Raw genomic sequence first — 25,827 nt, 5'->3', positions numbered from 1 at the left:
CTTCCTGTCTTTCATGAGATGTCACGGAATGCGCGACAGAATCTTGGCGGCCAGCGTCTCCGCGTCGCGGCCGGGATCCGCACCGAACGCCACCACCACGTCGACGACCACGTTGTTCTTGGCTGCGACAGCCCGGACAATCGGGGTGTTCACAAGCAACTGCGGCCCGTCCAAGGTCGTGCCTCTCAGCACCGCTATCGAGGGATCAACCGCAGCTCTGGTCACCGGGTCGATCTGATACTTCGAAGTCAGCTGGGTGGCACCCACCAAGTGGTCGACCTGGCCGACGCATCCGTTCCACCGCTGCTCGATCGCCGTGGCTTGGGCGGTGGCCGACGCGGCATCGGGATACAACGTGATCCGTTCGTCGATCGCGCCCAGCTGAATCATCGTCTTGACCGGCAGGCCGTTGATCGAACGGGTCAATGTTGTTATCGCACCACTGTTTTCGTACATATCAACCGCGCCTGCGGCGATGGCGGTCATACAGCCCGCCGGAGTGAAGGCGTCTTGCGGGAGGGAATTCCAGGTGGTCATGTCGGTGGCACCGTAGGTACTGCTGAGCGGATTCACCTCCGCCTTGACCTCGTCGAGGCTGGGCAGCAGTCCCGGAAACTGCGCTTCGGTCACGACGGGCGCCGCCGGCGGCGGCGTGGTGGTCGGGGTGGGCGAGGACGTCGTACCAGGCGCGGACGCGGCGGTGGAACTCGGACCTGCCACCGGAGTTTCCGCCGGACCAGGGATCACGGCCCAAACCACCAGTGCCACAACGGCAACGGTGATCACCACGTAGGACAGGATCACGCCGGTCAACGCGCGGTTGCGTCCTAGTTGCCCGGTCCGCTTGATCTGCGACAGTCCGAGGTGGCCGAGCACCGCCCCGACCGGAGCGAATACGAAAGCGAACACCAGTGACAGCGTCGCGAAGGTATTGACCGGCGCGTTCGGCGGCGCCGGCGGCGGTGCCGAGACGATCGGGGGTCCGCCGAAGGGTTGCTGCCCGCCCGGAAACTGTCCGCCGGGTTGCTGCCCGCCCGGATACTGCCCGAACGGAGTACCGCCGAACGGGTCACCGGACCCGCCGAACGGATCCCCCGGATCGCCAAATCCTCCGTGGGTCATGCGGGGATCCGCAACAGTATCTCGGCGGCGATACTCTCACCGCTGTCACCGAGGTTCCCCCCGAACACCTGCGCATCGACCACCACTTTGGCCTTTGCCGCCACCACCCGGACGTGGAGGAACTTCGATGATCCGTCCATCGTGCTGCTCACCATCGTGATCGACGGATCACGCGTAGCGCGGGTGGTGGGGCCAATTTCATAGAGCACCGTGCGGCTCCCGTCGTTGAACTTCAAGGTGACCTGCCCGGCGCACCTTCTCGACACTTCCAAGATCTGCGCGACCTGCCGGTGGTGGCGCCGAAAAGATCGGCGGGCCACCGTGCGGCAGCTGCCCGAACTGGTCGGGCGTCCCCCCTGCAAAGGTCATGTCAGCCCGGGATCCGATCGAGGATGCGGCGGGCGATGGTGATGTGATCGTCACGCTGTTCCCACGCGAGGAACTGCGTATCTACCATCACGTTGGATTTGACGGCGATAGCCCGGAAGGTGAATACCTCCGGGGATCCAGGGCTGACGTTGAGCAGAGTCGTCACTCCGCCACCGACGTCTTCCACCGGCCCCGAATTGAACACCATCGGACTCGATTTGGTCGGTACCGTCAGCTCCCGGCCTGAGCATTGGCGCCACCTGTCCACGTAACGGGCGAACGCCTCTTGAGCGGCCTTCGCGTCAGCGAAGGCGACCACTCCCTGCCCGGTGACCAGATGGGCGGTTGTCTCTTCCGCCGATGTGGCGTATGCGCTCACGTAGTCGGTGCCCGCATATCCCTCTGGCGCCATGCCATAAAGCGACGCAGTGCATTCGGCCGGCGTCACGTCCCCATGCTGATCGATGACGCCGAACTGGACTTGGCTGGCGGTCAAGTTGGGCGCCTTCATGATGACGCGCAGCTCCTCGAGGTTCGGCAACAACCCGCGCAGTTCCGCAGATGTCACCTTCGGCTCGGGTTTCACCGTGCTGGTGGGGGCTGTGCTTACCTTCGGCGTGGAATCAGCGGGCGACGTGGTGACGCTCGAGTTCGCCTTGGATCCGTTGTGCGCCAAGACCGCCCACACCACCAGCCCCACAACCAGGAGCACGATGAATGTGTAGGAAAGCACGATGCCGATCAACGCGCGGTCGCGGCCCCGCTGGCCGGTGCGTTTGATCTGCGACAGTCCCAGATGACCCAGCACAGCCCCGGCCGGGGCGAAGAGGAACGCGAACAGCACAGAAAGCGTCGCGAAGGTGTTGACCTCGGCGCTCGGCGGCGGCGGGGATGACGGAATGACGGGCGGTCCGCCGTATGGCGGCTGCCCGTAAGGCTGCCCGAATGGCGCACCGCCGAACGGGTCGCCGGTCCCCCCTCCGTATGTCATGTCAGCCTGGGATCCGATCGAAGATCTGCCGGACGACCCTGTTGGCCTCGTCGGTCAACCCCACGCCCAGGATTTGTACGTCCACGAGAACATTGGCTTTGGCGCCGATCGCCCGCACCATCCACACCGTTCCTTGGGGTCCCTGGTTTGCGCTGCGCAGTCCGGTGATTCCCGGGCCACCGTCCTCTGGGCCACCGAGGGTGAAGTTCGCCGACCGGCCTTCATTGGTGAACGCCCAGGTAAGAGTCCGGCCGTTGCATTCACGCCAGATCTGAACGTAATTGGCCAGTGCCCGCTGCGCGGCGGCGGCGTCGTCAAAGATCGCCACCCCTTCCACCGCCTGCATGTTCACCTTCGGTTTCTGTGCCTGAACGGCCCAGGCGAGGTTCCGGTAGCCGCTGTTCTCGTACGGCCGCGGCGTGAAGACGCTGAACGAACCGGCACACTCGACCGGAGCGTAGGTCTGGGTGTCCGGAAGACCTATCTCAGGGGGATCGTCGGGCGGGTTGTCGGCCAGCTCCTGGTTGCCGGTGATCGCTCGCATCTCGTCGACGCTGGGTAACAGCGGTGCCATCCCCGCCGCCTCGATCCGTGGCGGCGGCGGTGGAGGCTTCGGCACCGCCGTGGCCGAAGTCGACTGGGCCACAGCCGGAGACGTCGTGGTGACGTCTTTCGCAACCGTCGTCGACGTCGAATGTGGTTCTCGCACCGCAATCCACACCACCAGGGCGACCACCGCCAAGGCAATGAACGAATACGACAGCGTCAGGCCGACCATGGCACGGTCCCGCCCACGCTCGCCGGTGCGGCGCACCTGTGCCAGGCCGAGGTGGCCGAGCAGAGCCCCCGCCGGAGCGAACACGAATGCGAACACCACCGACAGCGTCGACAAGGTGTTGTGCTCACCGGCACCCGGCTGCTGCATCGGCGGCGGCGCATACTGCAGCGGCGGCGGCCCAGCCGGATGTTGGACAGGGTGCGGCGGTACACCCTGCCCCCCGAACGGATCTTCCCAAGGTCCCCCGAAAGTCACTGCTAGAGCACCCCGAAACTCGACGTCACCCAGCGGATCGGGTCCGCACACCGGAATGGCGCAATGCCCCGGGAATGCAGCCGGTTTCCACTGGGCGGCTGGCCGAGGGCAGACACCACGAAATACCGGTGGTGCAGTCGAATCCCGGTCGACGGATTCTCGACAGCCGCGACGATGGCTCCGCCGTGCAATCGGGTCAGCAGGCTGCGGACTTCCTCATGCATGAGTTCCCCGCCCACTTCGTCGTATTGCGGACCGTCCGAGGTGTCCCGCGAGTAGGCGGCTCCGGGGTTGGACATGATCAGGCTCCACTCGGAGCCCTCGACGTCACGCAGCACCCGTAACGCGTCGAACTTGGAGAGAATGACCGCGAGCTTGGGTTGTCCCGGCCCCACGGCCATCAGAACGTTGTTGAGCACCGAGCGCGGATCGCCCCCGCTGAACATCTGCGCCGGCAGCAGATCCTGCAACTGGTCGCGAATCGCCTTGACCCGCAACGGGTCGAACATGAAGAACACCGCATCGGCGTTGGCGAAGAACCGGAACGGCGGAGTGTGCAGATCGCCCGATTCCATGTCCTCACCGGCCACGTCGCGCAGCACCAGGAACCGGCGCACCCCGTGCCACACACCGATCGAGAACATCAGCGGCTCACGCTGATTGGAGGCCTGAGTGAGCACCGTCGGGGTTGGCGGGATCAACCCGCGCTGCACGTACAACGGCGACTCGTAGTTGGTCTCGTAAGCCTGGGCGGTGGCCCGGGTGACGGGCTCCATCGACACCCCGAGTTGCTCACACAGCAGTTCCAGTTGCTTCACCAGCACCGCTATGTAGAGACTCTTGCCGGTGGCGCGGGCCCCGGCCATGGCGATGCAGATGGCGTGGCCTTGGCGCCAGCCCTCCGGCAGTGTGTAGTGACACACCAGGCAGATCTCGACCGCGGGTCCTTGCAGTGCTCTGCTGGCTTCGGCCGTCGGTGGCGGCGGACCGTTGTGCCCCGGGGGGCGGGTCCAGGTGTAGAGCGGACCGCACTCAGCGGGTGCACCCAGATACGCCGAGGCGATGTCGTCGCGGTAGCGGGCCCCGTTCGCCTGCGGTGACAACGTCCACAGATGCTGGTTCGGGTTCAGAAGAGAAAAACAACGCGGGCACTTGCTCATACGCGGTCCATCTTCGGCTCGTCACTGAAGCTCACGTCAGCGCTCGCACCAGGTTGGCGGTGATCCGGTCCAGGACCGGAGGATGTGCCAGGAGTTCGTCACTGGCCTCATTGCCCGGCCGGGGCGACGGCAGCCGTGCGCCTGCTGCATCGAGACGTCTGTCGTTGGACAGCGCGATCACCGGAAATCGTTGCAGCACAGAGCCTGTCGGGAAATCCGCACAGACCACCGTCCGCGCCGATCCTGGTGCCAGCCGGGACCAGCGAGCTCCCGCCGACCACCGTGGCTGCACCTTGCGGAGGGCACCGGCCAAATCCGCAGTGCCCACCGCGTCGACCTGGGTCACCTCCGCACCGACCAGCACGGCCGAGACTTCGCGTACCCCGACGGCGTCGGCGACGCCGACCACGATGTCGGTTGCGGCCGCAACACTGCCGTCGGCAAACCACGGCCGCATCGAGGCCGAACAGTCGAATGCCACCACCACCGCGCCGTGGGACTCCTGCGGGCCCCGGCCGGTCACCTTGCGGGCCGAACTGCGGGCAGCCGTGGCGAGTGGACTCAACGGCGTGTCGGCGACAGCACTGACCGCGATGTCGATCTGACTGCCCTTGGGTTGCAGCGCGGCGAAAGTCACTCCCGTGTCGCCGCTGACATCGACCGGGTCGAACATCACCTGGACCGGGTCGACGTCACCCGGGTTGTCATGTGCGATCGCCAGGTGGATGACCGAATCAGGACCGAACCGTTCGGAGCCGACCGGGCGGACGGACACCGTGACCTGTCCCGTCAGGCTGGGTAGCAACACGTGGTGGGCCGTCGAGCGGACGATCGGTTGCTCGGGGCCACCTTGTATCTCGAGCGCGGCCCCGCCGACGGCGCCGGTGATCGACACGGCCAGCGCTTGATTCGGAATCTGCACACGCTGGTTGCGTGCACCCACCACATAGATCGGCATCAGCGGTTCCCCCGTAATCTCGCCACCAGAGACGGTGGTGTATCGCCCCGCCGTTCCAGCATCTTGCTCACCATTTTGCGGTACCGACGTTGGGCCCCGTCGGACGTGTCTCCGGACAGCTGCGTCATCAGCACGGTGACCCCCTCGACGAGGGTGTCGTCTTCGACAAGCCCGGCGGCGGCCCGCTGCGCGAGTTGACCGACGAGTTCGTCGACCGGATCCGGTAACCGTTCGCTGTCCTCAGCCGCGGCAGTGCTCACCAGACTGACCGCCATGACCGCCTGCGGTGCAATCTCATTGCCTTCGATGAGCGGCCACGCCCGGGCCACCGCCTCGCCGCCGAGCGCGGCGTCGGAGGCCAGGGCATTACATATCGCCGGATACGGCTGCGCCGCGATCACACCGAGCACGGCGAACGTCAGCAAGCGCGCCTCGAAATCGTGGTGCACCAGTCCACGCTCCACCGTCAGCATCGCCTTTTCCCACAGTGGGCCGTAGGCACTGTGATGAGTTTCCACATACCGCTGCTGCATCCACGCCCACGGGTCGACGTGCCGCACCGCGGCGCATGCGACTGCGCCGGCATCGCCGTTCCCGTCGATCACCTTGCCGGCCAGATCCGTGAGCGCGGCGGAATCCGGTGCGCCCAGCAGCGTGCGGATCGCGGCGGGTCCCGGCACCGGTTCCGTTCCGAAGGCCAATTGCAGGTCGGCCGGGTCCCATACCGACGCCGCGACGGTGTCCTCGAAGTCCGGCGAACCCGTGGCCCGCAGCCACCACAGCCAGGCCCCGGCGTCCCCGGGCCGGGCCAGTCCCCGGCGTGTGGTCCGCAGGCCGTGCATCGCCGCCCGAATCCAGGTGCGGTCCCACGGTTGTGCACCGGCCAGTTCATCGGCACCGGGCAAGGGCGTCGCGTCGGCGAACCAATCGAGCAGGCTGTCGCTGATCGCCTTGCCCTCGACGTCACCGCTGCTCTGCAACACCGTCGTGGCCAGCGCCAACCGACCGTCGACGTCGATCCGCTGGCGCAGCTTGGGGCCGCGCACCGGATCGTCGAGGAGAGGCAGCAGGTCGTTGTTCAACGCCGCGTTCAGGCGCGCGTCGGCGATACCGGCCCGCAACAACAGATCCACGACCCGTAGTTCCCGTTCGGGGCCCTGCTCGCGCGCCGCCGTGAGCGCAGGACCGATCGCGTCTTTCACCTGCCCCGGAATTGGTCTTCCGTGAAATGACCTCGGGCCCAACGGAATCGGGCCGATCTGAGCCAGCCAGGTGTCGTCGGCGATCGCCCGGCTCAGATACGTGGCGTCGGCGAACTGAGCTGCCGGGCCGTCGGGCAGCTCCTGCACCGCTCGCCACGCATCGGCGGTACTGGCCCCGACCACCGACGAGAACACACCGAATATCGTTGCGGCCGCTGTCGATCCGGCCGGCACATCGAGCGGTGAATGCCCCGCGATGACCTCGTGTGCTTCCTCTTCGGCGTCGGCGAACTCGGGACTCCCCGCGATCGCCATCGCCATCGGCCAGGCCGGATGCAAACCCTGATCGACGACCTGGGCGGCCACCCGGTCGATGTCATCGAGTAGACGTCGCGCCGAGTGGGGGTCGAGCAGCGCGACCTGAGCCATCGCCGACCACGCGGTGGCCTCGACTGCATGCCCACCGGCCGTGCGGTGCGGTGCTCCGTCGAGTTCGCCCAGCCAAACCTCTTCGATCTCGCTGATCACCGTCACACCTGCGGGGATCGCGTCGAGGTCGACGATCGGGACCGCGGTCAGCAACTGACCGCTCTGCAGGGCCAGCGTCACCTGATCGGCACGGTCGAAGGTGGAGAAGGTCAGTCGTGCCGCGGTGCCCGCCGACATCAGAAAACTCACCACGCCGATCCACTGGGCCGCCGAATCCGGCGACTGCGTACCGAGCACCACCGGCGCACCACCGTCGAGGGCGGCCGCCACGGCGTCGAGCAGAACGAACAGTGTCGCCAACCGCCAGGTGCGGGCATCGAGCGCAAAGGCCACCACACTGTCCCGGGTCACCACGGAACCCGCGGCGGGTGGGGTATCACCGATCTCGGCGCGGGCCACCGCCGCGGCGCCGAACGGGCACACCCAGCCGCCGGACTGCCACAACTCGATCGGCCGGACATGCGGTGCCCTGAACGGCATCCGGTCCAGTACCACGTGAGCGAAGACGTTGCCGGGGCGACCGGTGCTGTCCGTTCCTGCCGGGACGGTGTGCCAGTACCCCGCGGTGTCGTTGTCCGGTCGCCCGAAGGCCAGCCGGCGCGGTCTCTGTTCGAGCTGTTCGGCCGTTGGATACGGGGGCAAAGCCTCAACCGGGCGGAACACCGTGCGCACCCCGGCGATGAGCGCCGCGATCTCGTCGCTTGTCAGGGCGCCGGTGCGCTGTTTGACCTGCCAGCCACCAGCCGCACCGACCGCGTCGTAAGAGGTATAGGCCAGTTGACCGTAACGCGCCGTCACTGCGTCGGCGCCGTGAGTCGAAGGCTCGCCACCGGCGGATCGAGCAGGGCGATGACGCGCAGACGCTCCGCCGACGGGGTGTTGACGAACATCCGCACCCAGCCCTGTAGGCCCTGCACGTTCGCCGCCCACAATTCCCCGGAACCGGTGGTGGTCAATGCCTTCCACCGCAACTCCTTGGAGGGGCGCTCGGCGATCTGGCCCTGGGCATCCATCGGGGCGACGTCAACGGCCTGACCGTCGTGGACACTGAGCGGAATCCGCTGCGGGTTGTTCACCAGAACGAACGCCGGAGAGCCCGGCAGATCATGTTCCGAGCGCAGCGCGATGGTGGCGGTCGTCGGATATCCGTGCGGATCCCTGCCGATGCGCACGGCGTACTGCAATCGCAGCAGACCGTGGTACTCGACGCTCGCGACCGCGCCGGTGACCCGGCGGCCACCGGAGAACGCGACCGGAGCCAGGTGCAGCGAGCATCCGCCGACCGGCAGCTGGCCGGTCAACTGCATGCCGCCGTATTTCTCGTACTCTTCCAACGAAATCTCGAAGGACTTACCCGTCAAACCTGCGCGTGGATCATGGCCTTTCGGCGCCAGGTGCATGACGACAGCCGCCGCGCCGTCGGGCCAGTCAAAGGTCAGCACCTGCTTGTTGCAGTACTCGGCCAGCTCGATGTCCTTGATGCTGCCGGTGCGTACCGACGACAGCGTGCGGCCCAGCAGGGCCCGGCCGGCCAGGATGGTCACCGGAGTGAGGTAGGCACGACTCCACCCGGTCGGCCAGGACACCCCGGCCAGCAGCGCCTGGGGGCGCCCGTCCGGACCCGTCCGGTTGGCCACCGGTTGGGTGAGTCTCAGTTCAGGTCCCAAGCCGACCTGCTCGAGGGCATCCTCGGGAAGTTCCCCGGCGTCTGCGCCCGCATTCGGGCCGCTCTCGGTGCGGTAGATGACCACCTTGCCGCCGGCCGGCGGTGTCCAGGTCAGGTCGAACGCGCCGGCATCGACACCGCTGACCACCGCGAGATCGGTGACCGGTGCGAGCACTGCGGATACCTCGACGTCCGCCTCGACCGCCTCCGAGAGCCGCAGCACACCCTCCACGGTGGCCGCGCACCGCGCTCGATACTGATAGCGCTCACCGCGAACCGCCTCGGTATCGACGAAGCCGGTGAGGTTGTCGGTGCCCGCGAGGATCCGGTACTGCGGTCCGTCGCGGGCGATGTCGGCGGCGGGCACCCGGTAGACGTAGACAGCGGTGACCCCCGGGGCCACGCTCCATTGACCGATCACCCGACCGGCATCCTCGCGGATGACGAAATTTCTTATGGGACTTACCAGTACGCCGGCGGCATGCAGGATCGGCTGCGCGGCCAGCGCCTCGTCCTTGGTCGCGCCGAGATTGACCCAGACCTGATAGTGCCGTGCGGACGCGACCAGCGGTCGGGCGTCGGTGGCGACCGTGCCGGCCGATGCGGCCACCAGATCGGCCCGGTCCGGTGAATACGGCGGGTTGTCCTCACTGCTGACCAGCCGATAGAGCACCACCGCGCCCGCACCCTGATGCGCCGGCCAGCTCAACTCCAGACCGGCATGAGTTACACCCCGCCGCAGCGCGACGGTATGCACCGGCGGCGGCTGCTGGGTGAACGTGAACGCGGCGAAATCGGCTGCGGTCAAAGGTGCTTCGGTGGGAGGTGGCACAGCGATCTCGGCCGTGGGGGCCGGGGTTTCGAGCGCGGGCTCGGAAACCGACGGCGGCAAGGACCCGGCTGCCGGTTGAGCGGCGGGCGCCGCCTCGGGAACCCGGTGTCTGGCGCTGAAGCCGGCCTGCTGGGGGGATGCGTCGGCCAGTTCGGACAGCACCCGCGCCATTTCGTCGGCGTGCTCGGCTGCCGACCCCGGCAACATGGCCCGGATCTCCTCGACTTCGGTGCGGCCGGACCGCAGCACCAGACGAAGGTGTGCCTCCTTGAAACTGCGGGGGGCCACCGCGCCGGAGTCGATGAGTTGCTGGCGCCAAGCCAACAGCGGCGCCAACCGAGGGTCGGCGTCGTCGGGAGCATCGGTGTGAGACGACTCAGGACTGGAATCCGGCATGTCAGAACACCATGTCCTCCCCTGGCGGCACATCAAGTTCGGTGCGTCGGACCATGGTCGTCGGGTCGTCGTCGCCACCGGCGATGGCAACCGGTATCTCGAACAACGCAAAATTGTACGGCGGGAGCCCGTCGCTGGCCTGCACGACCACCGCCCGATATCCCAGCCCGCCGCGGACCACGACGGCTTCGTCGATGGCCACCCCGGACCGCCCGGCGGTGACCGCGGCGTTGGTGAACAGCGACGAGTCGAACGGAGCTGCCCGATCCGGTCGGTGATCGACGAACCCCGCATTGAACTGCTGGGCCGGTATGTCACGGCCGATCGTCGGAACCCGCACCGTGCCGGTCAGTGCATCGGACAGGGCACCGGGCCGGCCCGCTGCCTCGTCGGTGAACATCTGCTCCACCCGGGCCCACAACGCGTCGGCCCCGGTCGGACGCACCCGCCCGGACATCACGGCCGCCGACCACTGATCCAGGCCCGATGACGTGCCCACCCCGGGCTGCCGAAACAGCGCGATGGGCTCCTCACGCAGGCGGGCGGCGGCCTCGGCCAGCATGTCTTCCCACGGTTTCGTCAGCCAACCCAGCGAATAGAGCCTCCGCTGGATCCCGTGGACCGCGTTGTCAGCCTGATCCGGCGACGGCGTGGCAATGCCGACCTGCGTGGACCTGGGCAGTCCGTCGACCAGAAAGCCCGCGGCGCGTTGGCTCGGCGGCGGCGGCCCAAACGGCGCCCGCAGCACCGTCCCCAACGTCCTGCACCAGGCCAGCAGCTGTCCGTAAGCCGAGGTCATCCGGCTCAGATCCTGCACGGCGGTACGCAGATTGGCGTGCATCATCTCGAGTTGGTGCTGCTGAGATTTTCGCAAGTTCATCTCGGCGAACAGATCTCGCTGACTCAGAAGGAACAGCGCCAACGAAACGAGGATGTAGATGAGGATCACCGCGGCGCCGGTGCTCAGGGCGAACTTCCAGCTCACCCAGTCGGCGGCGGCGATGCCGATCAAAGCCAGCAGCACCACGAACACCGCGACGGTCAACGTTCGCAGGATGATGCTGATCACGGCCTGGCGTTCCCGAAGGCGCTCGTCGACGGCATCGCGGTTGGCTATCGCCTGGATCTGCGACACCATGTCGGTCACCTCGGACCGGGCCCGCTGCATGAAATCGGCCAGGACCGAGCTCACCTGCCAGGCGTAGCTCCGGGTCGCGGCTGCCTGCCAACGATCCAACTCGGTACCGGTGTTGCGCGCCTCCACCCCGGCGGCTGGATCGGAGTAGGCATTCTGCAGACGTTCGCGCACGTTGGCCGCGCCGAGCACGTCGGCGCCCTCGACCTCACCGACGCCGATCACCGCTGCCAGTGAGGTCGGGATGCCCCGGAAATGACCGGCCGGGCTGGGCACGACGTCCTCGGCGTTGAACACCACGCCGACCGCAGAACCCACCGCGATGGGGTCGAGCCCGGCCGCCCTCCGGCCCCCGTCGGCCAAAGTCAGTGCGCCGTTGGCGAAGTCGGTCCACAACCCGGTCAGATCCTGCTGCTGGACGAGCCCGTCCTGACCGCCGTTCAGTGCCGTCTGCAGTGTCTCTGCGCTGCGGTTGAGGTCCTGCCAGTCGGCTTTCGTCGCGTCGGCGACCACAGCGAATGCCGAGTCGGTGCGCCCGAACACGGTGCCCTGCACGGTGCTGGCCACCGCCGAGGTGACCGAACCCATCACGGCCGAGAGCCAGGCTGACGGGGCCCTGCGCAGCGCGGTGGCCATGAACTTGAGGAACATCTTCATCGCGGCCCAGATGGAGATCGTCTGGGTCGGGCCGGCGTCAACGGCCAGGCGCGGTCCCCGCAGCACGTCGCGGTGTTTGGTCCACAACGCGCGGGCCATGGACTGTGTCGCCGTGGGAACGTCTTCGATGTAGACCACCGGGACCTGACCGCCCTGCGGCAGGGGCAGCCGACCGGTCGGGTCGAAAAGGTGTGTGCGCAAGCTCTCTTCGACGGCAGTGCTGTCCAGCCTGCGGTAGAAGGCCCTGACGGCCCGCACCGTCTGGCCGGGCAGGATCTCGAGAGCGTCGAACGGGCTCCGGTCCAACCCGGCCCACAGACCGCTGATGCCGGCCACCACCGGCGCGGTCTGTTGGGCCACGTCGGCTGGATCGGTGAGTCGGTTCCACGGCACCGCACCGAGTCCGGGCGCGGCCGAATCCTCCGGTGCGATCAGCAGGTTGTGCCAACCTTCCAGCACCAACGCCAGATCCGGTGTGGTCGGAGCGGAGTTTCCCGGGGTGATCAGAAGTCGTAGGAGGCTGATCGGTGACCCCATCGCGCTGCTGCGCACACTTTGCTCGACCGCCTGCTCCGTTTCGAGCGGTACCCGCTCGGCGCTGGGCGCCTCGATCGGCACCAAGACCGTGATCCGGATCCGGTCGTAACGTTCACCGGTCAGAAGCTGTTGCAGCACAACGGGTCTGGCCTGGCCGTCCTGGATCATAGTGGCCGGGGTGGAGGGACCGCCCACGTCTTCTGCTGCCACCCAGGCGAACGGGTGGAGCAGTCCGACCGCTGAGTAGTCGGCCAGCACCGCGAGGATTTCCTCGGTGTGCTTCGGCGGTGCCAGCAGTACGGTCAACGCCCGCGGCGGTGCCGGGGGCTGTGTTCCCATGGACGTCGACATCGCTTAGAAGGTCCCGCCGTCCGGAATCACGACCGAGCTGCCACCGTCGTCCAGGAACGTGGCCGCGCCGGCATGCTCTCCCCTGGCCAGTGCCTCGGCCTCGCGCTCCAGCAGCTTGATCAACATGTCGGTGGCCCAGAAGACATCGGGCGCCAGATCGCGGAAGATCGGCGTCTTGGCTGCCTTGGACCGGGTCGTGACCGTGGTGAACGCACCCTCGGGTGCCGCACCGGGCATGTCCGAGGGCAGGTACTGCGCCGCGACGTCACGGACGTTGCTCAACCAGGTTTCGGCGGCGCTGCGCCGTTCCTCGGTCGTCTGCGCCGCAGCGATCGGCCCCACCCGGGAGGTGACGCCCCGGCCCGACACTCCGGTCTGGAGGAATTCGCGAAGCAACCCGGCGGCTGACAGCTCGACGATGCCGCTGGCCGGGTCCTGGCTGTGCGAGTCGTAGAGCTCACGCAGCACCTGGTAGGGCCGCAGGGACCGCATCACGGGGGGTTCATGTGACGTGGCGATCGCCAACAGGATTCCCTCGAGCACCGCGGGGAGCCAGTCGTAGGACGCGGTGAACGCCGACGGCGGGGTGAGCAGCGGGTTGGGGAAGTTCAGCCACTGATTGTCGTTGCCGTCGAAGATCCGGACCGGTTCGGTGTATGGCGAAGCGGGAATCTGGATGCGGCCGAGGATCTGGCCCAGGAACCAGCCGGCGGTCATGGTGCGACGCTCGTCGTCGGTCATCGGCAGCGAAGCCGCCAGCGGACGCGACCTCCGGTAGCGCCAGAACTGTCCGCGTCCGGGTCCCGCGGTCTGGGCCCACTGCTGCGCCGCCGGTTTGAGCACCGAATCGAACGCCAGTGGTGAATAGTTCGGGTAGGACCCGAAGATGTCGATGCGGGTGACGCTGTCCTCGTCCGACAGCGACCGGCCGTAGTTGTCCTTGGTGGCCTGGTCGATACGCGGATTGGACCTCAACACGTCACTGAGCGCCTCGGCCACCGGTTGCCCGGCGAACGGGATCTCGGAGAACTTGTACCGGTACTCGACCTGCTGGCCGGGGTGCACCCGTTGAAGTGCCTGGTCGTTCACGCTCGCCAGCGGCCGGGCCAGGGACAGCGCCTCGCTGAACTTGGTCGCGATGTCCTGGCGGCGGTTGGTCAGTTCGGATTCCGAGGCACCGACGCCCTGTACGAAGTCGCGCAGCGACACCTTGCAGAAGACCTCGAAGGCCTCCCCCGGACGGGCCACGTACAACCGGGCCCGGGACAGCAGTTCGGCGGGCCGCGTGTGAATGTCGAACTGCGCCATCGACGGCACGCGTGGTCTGCCGGTCTCCGGGTCGGTTCCCAGAGCGCGGGTCACCCAGCTGGCGGTCAGCTCGACGAGCCCGCCGGGAGCCGACACACCGCCGGTGGTCTGCCACTCACCCATGATCACCCTGGTGGTGGCGTCCTCGACAGCGTTGCGCAGCGGGATCATCGCGTGCGCGCCGCCGACTGCCTTGGGCAGGTCGGTTTCGTAGCGTTGCTTGAACGCCGCGGAACTGATCAGCAGCACCTCATTGTTGGCCTCGGCGAACCGCGACGGCACCAGCTCGTCGGCATCCGAGGGCCAGGCGACGTACTGGTCGGTCGACAAGCGGGCCAATCCGATGTCCGAGGGCGGTTCTGAACGAGCCTTCTCGAGCAGAATCATCGCCTCACCGAGCGATTCCCGAAGGGGCGCAAGCAGTTCGGCGCCCATCACCCGCATCACGTCGGCAATGCGGGCGGCGGCATCGGCGAAGAGCTGGCGGCGCACGTTGGAGCGGAAACCGTCCAGCGCGACCCCTAGCACCTGGTCGGCGTTGGTCATGGTGCCGTGAAGGGACCGCAGCGCCGCGTCGACCTGCGGCGGCACCGCGACGATGTCCGGCGGGCCCATGGATCCCAGCTGTGCCAGACCCGGCGCCAGCACGTCGTTGACATGGCGGCGCAGCCGGTCGACGAGCTCGCGGGCATACGGCAGACCGAGGGTCGCCGCGGCGCGGCCGACCATCACTCGAAGCTGTTCGGAGAACTCGTTGTGCCACGCGTAGGCCATCGCGTAGCCCGTCTCGGCGCAGGAGCGGGCAAGGTCGGCACGCCGGTTGAGCACCGCCTGCCGGAAAATCGGCACCCACTGGTCGGCCGACATCCCTTGCGGATTGGGCAGATAGCCTCGCAACTGGCGTTCCACCAGACCGTTGACGGCCCCGACGACGGCTTCGGGTGCGAAGGCCCCGTTGGCGATCCAGTTGCCCAGAATGCCGATCCGGGTCTGCTCGTCGCCTGTCTGATCGGGGATGCGCAGTTCACCGCAGTGCGCCTGCCACTGGCTGCTCAGCAGGGTGTCGAGCTGCTCGTTGCTCGACGCCGGGTTGCCCGGCTGGACGTGGCCGAAGAGCAGTTTGTCGGCGGCCGCACGGGCGAGCCGCTGCGCTGCGTACTCCGCATACCGGTCACGGCCCATCGACAGGCTGGAGAAACCGTATGTGCCCCAAGGCAATACATCCCATGCCGAGATGCCCCAGCCGAGGACGTCACGGTCACCGACCGGCGACGCGGTGTTGCCGAGGTCGTAGGACACGAACTGGTCGCTGGCCTTGCCACTCATCATCAGCCCGGCCAGACCGCGGGCCAGGCCGCGGTACACGGCGTTCTGGGAGCCGTCGCCGAACAGGGTCCGATCGGCGCCGATGTACCGGCCGACCGGGAACACGCGGGCGAACGGGATCGGCTCGCCGTCACCGTGGTGCTGGCCCAGGGCCCGCAGGATCCGCACGTCGTGCTCGCGGGCGGCGCCGGCCTGGCTGGCCACGATCTCACCCAGCATCGCCAGCGCATTGGCCCGCACACCGGTGCGCGCGCTCTCCGGCAACGAATCGAAGATGTCGGGCGTCACCATGAAGACACCCATCAATTTCGGGTCCAGCCCGGTCACCAAGGTGAGCAACCGGCAGACGTCCAGGGCCATCGAGGCACCGGCACCGCCGGCCATCGAGGACACCACCAGCACCAGAGGCGGCTCGTTCGGGTCGAACCGACCCATCCCGGGCACGCTGGCCGAGGCCATCTCCGAAATCGTCTCCACCCGGAACAACGCATCCCAGGCCGACTGCAGCCGGGCGTGAATCTCGCTGGCCTTGCTCAGCGTGATCATCCGGCCGATCGCCCGGTACTGTCCGGCACCGGCCGAGATCGGGTTGGTGACCTCCTGCGGATTGCGCGGCGCCCAGGTGGCGACGGTATCGAGGGCGCCATCGGCAGCCAGCCGCTGCGACAGCGCACCGTCGAGAATTGCGTAACTACTGCCCTGGGGACCGCACCCGATGTAGCTGCCGCCCTGGGCCGGAACGTTCGCCAGGCCCTCGGGCCCCGACTCGGCCGCACTGGGCACATCGATGTGCACGAACTGCCAGCCCGCCAACAACTTGTCGATGCCTGCGGCGTGTAGTTCAGAGCGCAGCTGATCCATCATGAACGCCAAAGTGGCGCCACCGGAACCACCACATCCGACTACCAAGAAACGGCGCATCAGGCTCCTCCACCAAACGGGTCGAACGGATCGGGGTCATAGTGCTGAGGGCGCCCCTGGGGCGCCGGGGGTCCCTGCTGCCCCTGTCGAGTATCGCCAGGTACACCGGGTTGTCGGGCGGGTGGGGGCCGGTTCGCGTCCGGCTGATACGAGTGCGGCACTTGCTGTCCCGACTCATACGGGCCGGGACCCGGCCCCTGCGGCGCGGGGGGCATGCCGGCTCCGAACGGATCGGGGGGGCCGGACGCTGCGGTGGGCCCGTACGACCCGCCGGGAGCCTCCATCGGTGCCTGGGGTCCGCCGAACGGGTCGTATCCGGCAGGGGCAGCACCGTGTCCGGCCTCACCGAACGGTGATGCACCCTGGTCCTGATCGTCGTGGGGCGACGCGACTCCGGCCTGTATCGCACGCAACCGCAGGCCGTTGAGGAGCTCCGGCAGCCGGCGGCCCACCTCCTCGAAGATCTTCTCTCTGGCTGCAGTGTCGGTGTTGCCGCTGACCAGCAGCAACACCTCCGCACGATTCGACGGTCCCCGCGGATCGTGCAGCACCACCCAGGTGTTGTGCACGGCCAGCGGCAGCACCGCGTGCAAGCCGGTCTCGTCACTGCCCGGCAACTCGGAACCGACGCTGACGAGGTTGCCCGCGTCGACCGTGACCCGGCCTGCGCCGAACGGACTGCGGCCCATCACCGCGTTGAGAGTCACCCCGAGCACCGACAGCCTGCGTACGCCTTCGGTCAATCCGGTGACCGGCTGGATCAGATCGGAATCGACCATCGCGAACGGATTCCCGTCGCGCAGCGCCATGTCGTTGTTGACCTCGACGTGGATTCGTTCGGCCAGCAACGGCGTATTCGGGATCTTGGTGACCCACCACTTCGACAGGTACAACAGGCCCAACGGAATTCCCGGCCCCAGCAGCAGTGCAGCGATCAAGACCAGCACGAAGTTGGTCGTGTTCAGCGGCTTCAGCAGCGACGCGGCAAACTGTACGTCGACCACCTGGCCGTCGTCGGGATCCTCCAGCGAGGCCACATGCACCGGAACGGTGCCGTTCAGACCGCCGTGACCGTCCTGGTCGGTCCGCAACGTGACCTGCAGCTTCTGGGTCTGATCTTTGTCGAGCTTGAGGCAGTTGCCCGACGAGTTCTGCGCCGCGGTCACTTTCGGGTCGCCGATTCCCTCCGGGCCGGCGATCACCTTGACGGGCTCGCCGTCGGCGATCCAGACACACCCCGGCCCTGTGACGGTCAGTTCCGCCGTGGCGCCCTCGGCCGCCTGTACTGAACCGAAGTCGATCCGCTCACCGATGGTCGGCAATCCCACCTTGGGCTGGATCTGCACCGGCAGGTCCCGCGTCTGCTGCGACAGTTTGGTGCCGGGGGCGATCTGCACGCCGGCCGGATCCATCGCCGGTGCGGTGGTGATCCCCAGCGACATCTTGAGCGTGGCGCGGCCCGGGGCGACCTTGGACAGATCCACGCTCACGGGGACTGCGATGTTCTCCTTGGGCGCGGCATCCATCAGCACTATCGGCTCGGCGCCCTCGGGTACGAGCTGAACGGTCATCTCGGCGGTGCCGGCGAGATCCTTCGGTGACACCGCCTGGCCCTTACCGTCGACCAGGCCGAAAGTCAGATCATCGATCTTCGCGCCGCTGCGCCACTTGATGGCATCGCCGTTGGTCAGCGCAGGGAAGATGTCGGTGGTGATGTGGATGTTCACCTTCGACACCGCATCGGGATGCGCGCTGCTGGGATCGACGTAGGTGATCGCCCACTGGCCGGCCCACTCACCGCCGCCGCTGGTCATCGCAATGGTCTGGGAGGTGTCGGAGAGCCATTCGTAGCTCACCGGGGCACCACCCACCTGGAGCTCGACCTTGCCGTCCTTCTTCGGTAACTCGACGGTGGCTCCCGACGGGGAAACCAGATAGGGCACCACACCCGGGACGTCGCCGGAGCCCAGGATGGTCACCGATTTGATGGAGCGGTCCAGCACGAAGTTGTGCCGGGCCTCCTCACACAGCTGCCCCTGACACACCGGTCCCTGGGAGTTCACCCCGGGTTCGGGGTTGAGCTTGTCGAACGCGAACAGCATGTCGTCGATGTTCGACACCGGATAGAAGTCACCGGGGACCGGATCGGTGATGTCCCCGCACTTCATGCCGTCCAGCCCTTTTCCGGTGCTGATCGCGCTCATCACGTCGAAGTCGCCTGGTGAGGCCTCGGCGCCCAGGCCTATGCCGAGCATCACGATCCCCGATGACCGCACCTGGTCGGCAACTCCCCCGCCGCGGCAGATCGACTCGACGGCCCGCTGCCTGGCCTGATCGATGCCGCCCTGGTTGGTCAGGTCGACACCTTCGGCGTAGGGCTTGGCCACCTCGCGCGGGGTGAAGTCGATCTTGCCGTCGGAGAACCAGGCCACCGCCTGACACCGCTGACCCGAGTCGGCGCCGGCACCCGCGCCGCCACCGCCGCGGGCGGCCAGAGCCTGCCGAGCCCCGTCCAGTGCCATCCAGTAATCGGTATCGATACCGGTGTTCTTCGATTTCAGACTCGCCAGTTGGTCCCCTACCGAATTGGCGCTCGCCGCGGTGAGCGGGGTCCAATCGTGTTCGGGCGTATAGGTGTCGGAAAAGCCTGCCGAGGCCACTTCCAGTTTGGCGCCGACCCGGTCGGCAAATTCGCCGAGCGTGCGCAACAGGTACCGCGCCGCGTTCACCCGATCGCCGCCGGGATCGCTCTGCTGCAGGCTGCTCGACTCGTCGAACAACAGCAGTAGGTCACCGGACTTCTGCGCGCCCACACATGCGCCGAACCGGGCTGCCCCACCGGTGGCCGTTTCGGCCGACGCCACCGGCGCCGACCAACCCATCACGACGACCGCAGCGGCCGAGGCGACCGCGACCAAACCCTTCGTGCTCGCGCGCGCAGCCGAACGCAAGATCCCCCTCTTCATTCCTTAGAACCTGCCTGCCCATAGCGCGATCTGCCACGCCCCGATCGCAATGCCGATCAGGCAGGCCGCCAACACCACCCAATACAGAGTTTCCGTCCAACCAGGTGCCGAATAGATGGCCTCGGTCCGCCGACGCGTATCGACGCGGGTGTAGACCGCCAATGCGCCGATGGCGACCGGTCCTGCCAACAGCCACCCGGCCAGTGCGGTCAGCAACCATGGGCCTGCCACCGCCCCGACAATGGCTATCACCGCACCCAGAACCGCCAGGCCCAGCGCCACGCCGAACCACACCAGCGGCGGCCCGGCCGTCTTCAATGCAGTCCCGCCGAGTGTCGCGGTGGATTGCCCGAACACATCCTGACCGTGCGGCGTCGGTGCGGCACCGAATATGTCCTGCGGCCCGGACGGCTGGGGAGCCTGCGCCGGGGGCTGGCCGGCCCACGGGTCGAAACCGGCCTGCGCCGGCGGTCCCGCAAGACCCGGCGGTGCCGATGGCGGGCCCTGGCGCTGCGGCGGGCCGAAGTCGCTGAAATCAAACGGATTCGGATTGGTCATGACGACACTGATCCTCCCATCTGCGAACCCGTCAGCCAGACGCCAGACGTCGCGCGGATGCCATATCGATGCCCCGCCGCGACCGTAAGAGAGATCCCCCGCGCTGGATTGTCCGACTCTATCGGAAACATCGTGCTGCCCCCCGCCGCCAGCTAATCCCTTTCGGGAGGCGCCGCACCATCCGCGCGACCCCCGCATGCTTATCAAACTTGTGTCGAGTTGTTGCCGGACTAGTCCGATTCCCGGTGGTCGAACACGAGCGGCGACCGCAGCCGGCTGGCACGGCATCACACGTGGATCTGGTCATCAGCATTCTTCGGCTTTCGGGGCGTTGGTAAGACTGTCACCGAATTCGGTTGTCCGCACGCGATCGCCTGCCCGGAAACGTCGAGCGCGGCATGGTGGTCGTACTCGCGATAGTCCTGTTCGGCGGCGTTACACGGACCTAGCGTGTCGACATCAACCACACGACCAACGCGATGATCAGCAGAAATATCATGACAAAAGACACGGTCACGCCGATCAGTGCGCGTTCGCGGCCGGGCTGACCGGTCTTACCGATCTGGTAGAGCGCGACCTGTCCCATCACGGCCCCAACCGGAGCCAGGATGAATGCGAACACGACCGACAGCGTGGCCAGGGCGTTGACTTCCTGCTGATACGGCGCGTTCCCGGGCGGCGGCGCCATGCCATAGCCGGAGGCGACGATCGGCGGTCGGTATGCGGACTCCCGCGGTAGGCCGGAGAATCCACCCCGTCCGGCGAAGAGGTCACCGTCGGATGGAACTGTCGGGCCATCCCCGTACCCGCCGGACGTCACGGACATGCCCCGGCTTCGCTCGAGTAGCGATCTGATCGAGTTTCTCCGGCTTGCCCTGGCCGCCGCCGAATACCGGACAGCGCCATGGACTGCTCCGTTTCCTCGTGATCTCAACCGGTCGAACCGAGCCTAACCCGGCGATCACGGACCGCTGGACACCAAATAAATGGGTACCGACCAGCCGGTCCAGACCAGCGGAAGGACCTCGCCACCTCGCTGGCCGATGTCACGTGGCAAACCACGTATCCCGGCCACGCCGATCAAGCCGCAACTTCATGGGAATGACTGCCCTCGTTGGAAGCCACGCATTCCCAATTGCAATCTGCCATCGAACAACTAGGCCGGCGGATTACCGAACTCTCTCCGAACACCAGATCCGAATGGCGGTGCGAAGACAGCCGTACAAGATGTCATCCGCCCTGTGCGCAATCCGGCGGAAAGCTGATCGGGCTGCGGGACTACATTTCCGAGCCTCCCGTACCCGAGCGGAACTGGGATCAGGCCTACGAACTGGCGCAGCAAACTGCACAAACCCTAGGGCTGGCGAACCTGACCGTTTTCAAAGACGCACCCCACGATCACGATCTCCAATACTCCGACGACGCCGGCACGGTGCTGCGCCTCCGGTCCAAAGGCGCCACCGTAGTCACAGGCAAGGCCGGGTGCCGACTGCCGGAGGCCGAGCAGCCAGATCAGCGGTGCGATCCTGATCGAACCGCGACCGTGGGGGATGTGCTTTGGCAAGCTGGGCGCCGAAGATCACGATCAACGATTGGCGAGGTGATCAAGTGGATGATGCGAAGCGTCTCGAAGCCGACCTCTGGGCCGGGATCGAGGAGTCCCAGCGGCTCGGATACAACCCGACCCGCTTCATCCAGATGGTCAAGCAGCACGGAGCCGTTGAGGCTACCCGGATGGTTGTGGATACCCGGTACCCCGCTGGAGGGTTCGTCAAGCTGGCGTGGGATGTGGTGCCTCGCCGCCCGGATCTGACCAGCGAGCAGCTGGTGCTGAACTACCCTGCCTTGTTCAGCGTCGATGTGGTGCGGAAAGCACGGGACAGGCTGGGCGACAAATGACCGGGCCGAGCCGTTCAGTATTGAGCAGCACCGGCCGGTCTGATCGCCGAAACATGTCGCACCCCAAACACAAAGGTCGCGAACCCGATTGGGTTCGCGACCTTTGTGTGTGCGGTTCATCTGAACCGCTCTCTGTGGGCGAAGGGGGACTTGAACCCCCACGTCCCGAAGGACACTGGCACCTGAAGCCAGCGCGTCTGCCATTCCGCCACTCGCCCGAATGACCGAGGGAGCGTAACACTGCGAGCGCGCCGTTCCCAAACCGCCCGATCAGCGGGCCGCCGGAGCGGCCGTCAGACTGTCAGAGAATCCTTAAGCTCATCTAGATCAGGTCACTGACCTGCATCGACCGAATTCTCAGAGTTCTGTTGGTCCCGCATTACGGCACCAGGCCGATACCATGCTTGTGAGCAGTGTGGCCAGAGCGACACGCGGGAGCACGGGTGGCCGTGCCGAGGCGACGAGCGACAACGAGAAAAGGCGGGCGGTGACATGGGTCTGGTCGACCGCATCGAACGCAAACTCGAGTCGACCGTCGGCGATGCGTTCGCCCGGGTCTTCGGCGGCTCGATAGTGCCCCAGGAAGTAGAGACGGCGTTGTGCCGGGAAGCCGAGTCCCGGGCCCGTACCGTGGCCGGTGGCCAAGTTTTGGCACCGAACGCCTACGTAATTACGCTCAGTGGCACTGACTATCAGAAAGTAAGCGCCGATACTGACCTGACCTCGTCCGCGTTCGCCAAGCATCTGGGGGGATTCATTCGTGATCAGGGGTGGCAAACGTATGGTGATGTGGTCGTTAGATTCGAGCAATCATCGAACTTGCACACCGGACAGTTCCGCGCACACGGCGCGGTTAACCCCGATTCGACCGCTGGCGAATCCGCGCGAGCCCGAGGCGACCAAGCGTTCACCGCAGAATCAGGAGAACCACCTATGACCGATAACCCGAATTACCGCGGCGGCCAGGGACAAGGGCGGCCCGGCGACGACTATTACGACGACCGCTACGGGCCGCAGGACGATCCCCGCGGTGGCCAGTACCCGCCGGATCAGGGCGGCGGTTACCCCCCTCAGGACCAGGGCGGTTACCCCCCGCAGCGCGGCGGCTACGGCGCCGAGCGCGGTGGGTACCCCGAGCAGGGCGGCTACCCCGACCAGGGCGGGTACCCGGATCAAGGCGGCTACCCCGACCAGGGCGGCTACCCCCCGCAGTCCTACGAGCAGCAGCGTCCACCCGCCGGCGGCTACGGCGGCCAGCAGGGCGGCGGTTATGACCGTGGCTACGGCGGCCAGCAGGGCGGCGGCTACGGCCAGCCCGCCCAGCCCGCACCGGGCGGTCAGCCCGGTTACGGCGGCGGCGAGTACGACTACGGACGTCAGGACCCACGCCAGGGCGGCGGCTACCCCGAGCAAGGTGGTGGGTACGCCGGCGGCCAGCAGCCCTACGGGCGGCAGGAGTACGGCCAGCAGCAGGATTACGGCCGCGGCTACGCCGAGCCCCAGCAGGGCGGCTACCCCGAGCAGGGCTACGGCGAGCCAGGTTATGGCGAGCAGGGCGGCTACGGCGGCGGGGAGTACGGCGCACCGCAGGGTGGCCAACCCGGTTACGGCGGCCAGCAGGGCGGGTACGGCGGCGGCGACTATGCCGCCGGCGGCGCCGCGGTCACGCTCCAGCTCGACGACGGCAGCGGCCGCACCTACCAACTGCGCGAGGGCGCCAATGTGATCGGCCGCGGGCAGGACGCCCAGTTCCGTCTCCCCGACACCGGCGTGTCACGACGGCATCTGGAGATCCGTTGGGACGGGCAGGTCGCGTTGCTGTCAGACCTCAACTCCACCAACGGCACCACGGTGAACAACGCACCGGTGCAGGAGTGGCAGCTGGCCGACGGCGACGTGATCCGGCTGGGCCATTCCGAGATCATCGTGCGCGTGCACTGAGCGTCTGAAACCGGACACACCTGAGTGGCAAGCACCCCGCTTCGCCCTCACGGCGATCGGCGTCCAAGTATCGTGACGTTGCCGACGGTAGCTGAGCGATACCAGTGGGGCGGATACGGAGAGGACGTCAGATGCAGGGGTTAGTGCTGCAACTGACGCGTGTCGGTTTCCTCCTGCTGCTGTGGCTGTTCATCTGGTCGGTGCTGCGTATCCTGCGGACCGACATCTATGCGCCCACGGGCGCGGTGATGGTCCGCCGCGGGTTGGCTCTCCGCGGTTCCCTGCTTCCGAGCCGGGACCGACGGCATATCGCGCGGCAATTGGTGGTCACCGAGGGCGCACTGGCCGGAACCCGCATCACGTTGGGTGCCCAGCCGGTGCTGATCGGCCGTGCCGACGACTCCACTCTTGTGCTCACCGATGATTACGCTTCGACGCGCCACGCCCGGCTCTCGCCACGAGGTTCGGAGTGGTACGTCGAGGACCTAGGATCGACCAACGGCACATACCTTGACAGGGCGAAGGTGACAACAGCGGTAAGGGTTTCGATCGGAACACCGGTTCGAATCGGTAAGACGGTAATCGAGTTGCGTCCGTGACGCCGCGCACGCGAGGAGCAGATCGGGCACTCCGCGCGCGAGGAGCAGGATCGATACCGCGCATGCGAGGAGCGCGAGACACACTATGACCCTCGTTCTCCGATACGCCGCGCGCAGTGATCGCGGATTGGTTCGCGCCAACAATGAGGACTCGGTGTACGCCGGGGCGCGGCTGCTGGCACTGGCCGACGGCATGGGTGGCCATGCCGCGGGCGAAGTGGCCTCACAGCTGGTCATCGCGGCGCTCGCGCATCTCGACGACGACGAGCCCGGCGGCGATCTGCTCAGCAAGCTCAATACCGCGGTCGGCCAGGGCAATGCCGCGATTGCGGCCCACGTGGAGGCCGACCCCGAACTCGACGGCATGGGCACGACGCTGACCGCGATCCTGTTCGCGGGCAACCGGCTCGGCCTGGTCCATATCGGTGATTCCCGCGGCTACCTGCTGCGCGACGGTGAGCTGACCCAGATCACCAAGGACGACACGTTCGTCCAGACACTGGTCGACGAGGGGCGCATCACCGCCGAGGAGGCCCACAGCCATCCCCAGCGCTCGCTGATCATGCGGGCGCTGACCGGACACGAGGTCGAGCCGACCTTGATCATGCGCGAGGCCAAGGCCGGTGATCGTTACCTGCTGTGCTCGGACGGTCTGTCCGATCCGGTCAGCCACGAGACCATCAACGAGGCCCTGCAGATCGAGGATGTCGCCGAGAGTGCCGACCGGCTGATCGAATTGGCGCTGCGCGGCGGCGGCCCGGACAACGTGACCGTGGTGGTCGCCGACGTCGTCGACTATGACTACGGGCAGACGCAGCCGATCCTCGCCGGCGCGGTATCCGGAGACGACGACCAGACCGCACCTCCGGACACGGCCGCCGGACGGGCCTCGGCGTTCAATCCCCGCCGCAATGAACCCAAACGCGTGGTCCCCCAGCCGGCCGAGCCGGATCGCCGGCCGCGGTCGCGTCGCCGGATCCTCATCGCCGCTGTGCTGCTGGTGCTGGTGCTCATCGTGGGGCTGGCAATCGGTCGGGAGATCATCCGCAACAACTATTACGTCGCCGAACATCAGGGCACGGTGTCCATCATGCGCGGGGTCCAGGGCACCTTCCTCGGCATCTCGCTGCAGGAGCCGTATCGCCTCGGCTGTCTCAACGCACGCAACGAACTGTCGCTGATCAGCGCCGACCAGGAGCGCAGCCGCCTCGACTGCCGGTTGATGGCGGTCGATGACATGCGGCCCTCCGAACGGGCCTCGGTCCGGGCCGGTCTGCCCGGCGGCACCCAGGACGAAGCCATCCAGCAGATCAACGATCTGGCCCGAAGCTCCGTCCTGCCGGTGTGCGTAACGCGCACCGCGCCCACGACGACGTCGAAGCCGGCCCCAGCACCCGGCCCGTCGCCGTCG

General features: G+C 67.1%; 17 protein-coding genes, 1 tRNA gene and 1 pseudogene. 5 read left to right on the top strand and 14 right to left on the bottom strand.

The genetic code is table 11. The features are described 5' to 3' along the window. Positions 1–21: 21 nt before the first annotated feature. From EYZ64_RS31905 to EYZ64_RS00270, 13 genes are all read right to left on the bottom strand, one after another. Entirely contained in the window at positions 22–1,122 is a 1,101-nt protein-coding gene (locus tag EYZ64_RS31905; RefSeq protein ID WP_167857655.1) for a sensor domain-containing protein, read from the bottom strand. Next, positions 1,119–1,442 (bottom strand): sensor domain-containing protein, encoded by a 324-nt coding sequence (locus EYZ64_RS00325; protein WP_353653655.1) that lies wholly within the window; start codon positions 1,440–1,442, stop codon positions 1,119–1,121. The genes EYZ64_RS31905 and EYZ64_RS00325 overlap by 4 nt, the downstream gene beginning before the upstream one ends. Before the next feature lie 50 nt (positions 1,443–1,492). Further along, positions 1,493–2,482 carry a sensor domain-containing protein gene (locus tag EYZ64_RS00320; protein ID WP_135451354.1) on the bottom strand — a complete coding sequence of 330 codons (990 nt, stop codon included), beginning with the start codon at positions 2,480–2,482 and terminating at the stop codon, positions 1,493–1,495. A gap of 1 nt (position 2,483) precedes the next feature. Next, positions 2,484–3,407, bottom strand: a complete 924-nt coding sequence (locus EYZ64_RS31900) for a sensor domain-containing protein (RefSeq protein WP_210115440.1) — start codon at positions 3,405–3,407, stop codon at positions 2,484–2,486. Between the two features lie 110 nt (positions 3,408–3,517). Then, on the bottom strand, positions 3,518–4,675 hold the full coding sequence (locus tag EYZ64_RS00310; protein ID WP_135451353.1) for a hypothetical protein: 1,158 nt from the start codon (positions 4,673–4,675) through the stop codon (positions 3,518–3,520). Between the two features lie 31 nt (positions 4,676–4,706). After that, on the bottom strand, positions 4,707–5,633 hold the full coding sequence (locus EYZ64_RS00305) for a hypothetical protein (RefSeq protein WP_135451352.1): 927 nt from the start codon (positions 5,631–5,633) through the stop codon (positions 4,707–4,709). Continuing rightward, positions 5,633–8,122: a GAP1-N2 domain-containing protein gene (locus EYZ64_RS00300; RefSeq protein ID WP_135451351.1), complete on the bottom strand. Its 2,490-nt coding sequence runs from the start codon at positions 8,120–8,122 to the stop codon at positions 5,633–5,635. Before EYZ64_RS00300 ends, EYZ64_RS00305 begins: the two co-directional genes overlap by 1 nt. Next, positions 8,119–10,218 carry a SaeA-related protein gene (locus EYZ64_RS00295; protein WP_135451350.1) on the bottom strand — a complete coding sequence of 700 codons (2,100 nt, stop codon included), beginning with the start codon at positions 10,216–10,218 and terminating at the stop codon, positions 8,119–8,121. The genes EYZ64_RS00300 and EYZ64_RS00295 overlap by 4 nt, the downstream gene beginning before the upstream one ends. 1 nt (position 10,219) lies before the next feature. Then, positions 10,220–12,886: a hypothetical protein gene (locus EYZ64_RS00290; protein ID WP_135451349.1), complete on the bottom strand. Its 2,667-nt coding sequence runs from the start codon at positions 12,884–12,886 to the stop codon at positions 10,220–10,222. Positions 12,887–12,901: 15 nt separating this feature from the next. Continuing rightward, on the bottom strand, positions 12,902–16,453 hold the full coding sequence (locus EYZ64_RS00285; RefSeq protein ID WP_135451348.1) for a tubulin-like doman-containing protein: 3,552 nt from the start codon (positions 16,451–16,453) through the stop codon (positions 12,902–12,904). Next, complete coding sequence (locus tag EYZ64_RS00280) at positions 16,453–19,419, bottom strand: VWA domain-containing protein (RefSeq protein ID WP_286174527.1); 2,967 nt, start codon at positions 19,417–19,419, stop codon at positions 16,453–16,455. Before EYZ64_RS00280 ends, EYZ64_RS00285 begins: the two co-directional genes overlap by 1 nt. A 3-nt stretch (positions 19,420–19,422) precedes the next feature. Then, a complete protein-coding gene (locus EYZ64_RS00275) occupies positions 19,423–19,977 on the bottom strand; it encodes a hypothetical protein (RefSeq protein ID WP_135451347.1) in 555 nt (184 codons plus the stop codon). Between the two features lie 445 nt (positions 19,978–20,422). Continuing rightward, positions 20,423–20,803: a DUF4190 domain-containing protein gene (locus EYZ64_RS00270; RefSeq protein ID WP_135451346.1), complete on the bottom strand. Its 381-nt coding sequence runs from the start codon at positions 20,801–20,803 to the stop codon at positions 20,423–20,425. 288 nt (positions 20,804–21,091) lie between these two features. Between EYZ64_RS00270 and EYZ64_RS32580 the strand changes: the two are divergent. Both EYZ64_RS32580 and EYZ64_RS32265 read left to right on the top strand, forming a co-directional pair. Next, positions 21,092–21,463 (top strand): annotated as a pseudogene (locus tag EYZ64_RS32580) (LppA family lipoprotein); the annotation flags it as partial. A gap of 122 nt (positions 21,464–21,585) precedes the next feature. Next, entirely contained in the window at positions 21,586–21,876 is a 291-nt protein-coding gene (locus EYZ64_RS32265) for a hypothetical protein (RefSeq protein ID WP_286174526.1), read from the top strand. Positions 21,877–22,011: 135 nt separating this feature from the next. Here the strand turns inward: EYZ64_RS32265 and EYZ64_RS00260 are convergent. Further along, positions 22,012–22,094, bottom strand: a tRNA-Leu gene (locus EYZ64_RS00260). 274 nt (positions 22,095–22,368) lie between these two features. On the opposite strand from EYZ64_RS00260, the gene EYZ64_RS00255 reads away from it, so the two are divergent. From EYZ64_RS00255 to EYZ64_RS00245, 3 genes are all read left to right on the top strand, one after another. After that, positions 22,369–23,817: an FhaA domain-containing protein gene (locus EYZ64_RS00255; protein ID WP_135451345.1), complete on the top strand. Its 1,449-nt coding sequence runs from the start codon at positions 22,369–22,371 to the stop codon at positions 23,815–23,817. 131 nt (positions 23,818–23,948) lie between these two features. After that, a complete protein-coding gene (locus EYZ64_RS00250) occupies positions 23,949–24,416 on the top strand; it encodes an FHA domain-containing protein FhaB/FipA (RefSeq protein ID WP_029110475.1) in 468 nt (155 codons plus the stop codon). A gap of 85 nt (positions 24,417–24,501) precedes the next feature. Beyond that, positions 24,502–25,827 (top strand): PP2C family protein-serine/threonine phosphatase (locus EYZ64_RS00245; RefSeq protein ID WP_167857651.1); only part of this gene is annotated, 1,326 nt, incomplete at its 3' end.

The organism is Mycobacterium sp. DL99 (assembly GCF_004762045.1).
In the GTDB taxonomy this organism is placed as follows: domain Bacteria; phylum Actinomycetota; class Actinomycetes; order Mycobacteriales; family Mycobacteriaceae; genus Mycobacterium.
This window is presented reverse-complemented; position numbering and strand designations above follow the sequence as displayed.

Bases quoted from the DNA above. Each gene is read 5' to 3' on its own strand.
- EYZ64_RS31905 (WP_167857655.1), bottom strand. From the start codon at position 1,122: ATGACCCACGGAGGATTTGGCGATCCGGGGGATCCGTTCGGCGGGTCC.
- EYZ64_RS00320 (WP_135451354.1), bottom strand. From the start codon at position 2,482: ATGACATACGGAGGGGGGACCGGCGACCCGTTCGGCGGTGCGCCATTC.
- EYZ64_RS31900 (WP_210115440.1), bottom strand. From the start codon at position 3,407: ATGCAGCAGCCGGGTGCCGGTGAGCACAACACCTTGTCGACGCTGTCG.
- EYZ64_RS00310 (WP_135451353.1), bottom strand. From the start codon at position 4,675: ATGAGCAAGTGCCCGCGTTGTTTTTCTCTTCTGAACCCGAACCAGCAT.
- EYZ64_RS00305 (WP_135451352.1), bottom strand. From the start codon at position 5,633: ATGCCGATCTATGTGGTGGGTGCACGCAACCAGCGTGTGCAGATTCCG.
- EYZ64_RS00295 (WP_135451350.1), bottom strand. From the start codon at position 10,218: ATGCCGGATTCCAGTCCTGAGTCGTCTCACACCGATGCTCCCGACGAC.
- EYZ64_RS00290 (WP_135451349.1), bottom strand. From the start codon at position 12,886: ATGGGAACACAGCCCCCGGCACCGCCGCGGGCGTTGACCGTACTGCTG.
- EYZ64_RS00285 (WP_135451348.1), bottom strand. From the start codon at position 16,453: ATGCGCCGTTTCTTGGTAGTCGGATGTGGTGGTTCCGGTGGCGCCACT.
- EYZ64_RS00280 (WP_286174527.1), bottom strand. From the start codon at position 19,419: ATGAAGAGGGGGATCTTGCGTTCGGCTGCGCGCGCGAGCACGAAGGGT.
- EYZ64_RS00275 (WP_135451347.1), bottom strand. From the start codon at position 19,977: ATGACCAATCCGAATCCGTTTGATTTCAGCGACTTCGGCCCGCCGCAG.
- EYZ64_RS00270 (WP_135451346.1), bottom strand. From the start codon at position 20,803: ATGTCCGTGACGTCCGGCGGGTACGGGGATGGCCCGACAGTTCCATCC.
- EYZ64_RS00255 (WP_135451345.1), top strand. From the start codon at position 22,369: ATGGGTCTGGTCGACCGCATCGAACGCAAACTCGAGTCGACCGTCGGC.
- EYZ64_RS00250 (WP_029110475.1), top strand. From the start codon at position 23,949: ATGCAGGGGTTAGTGCTGCAACTGACGCGTGTCGGTTTCCTCCTGCTG.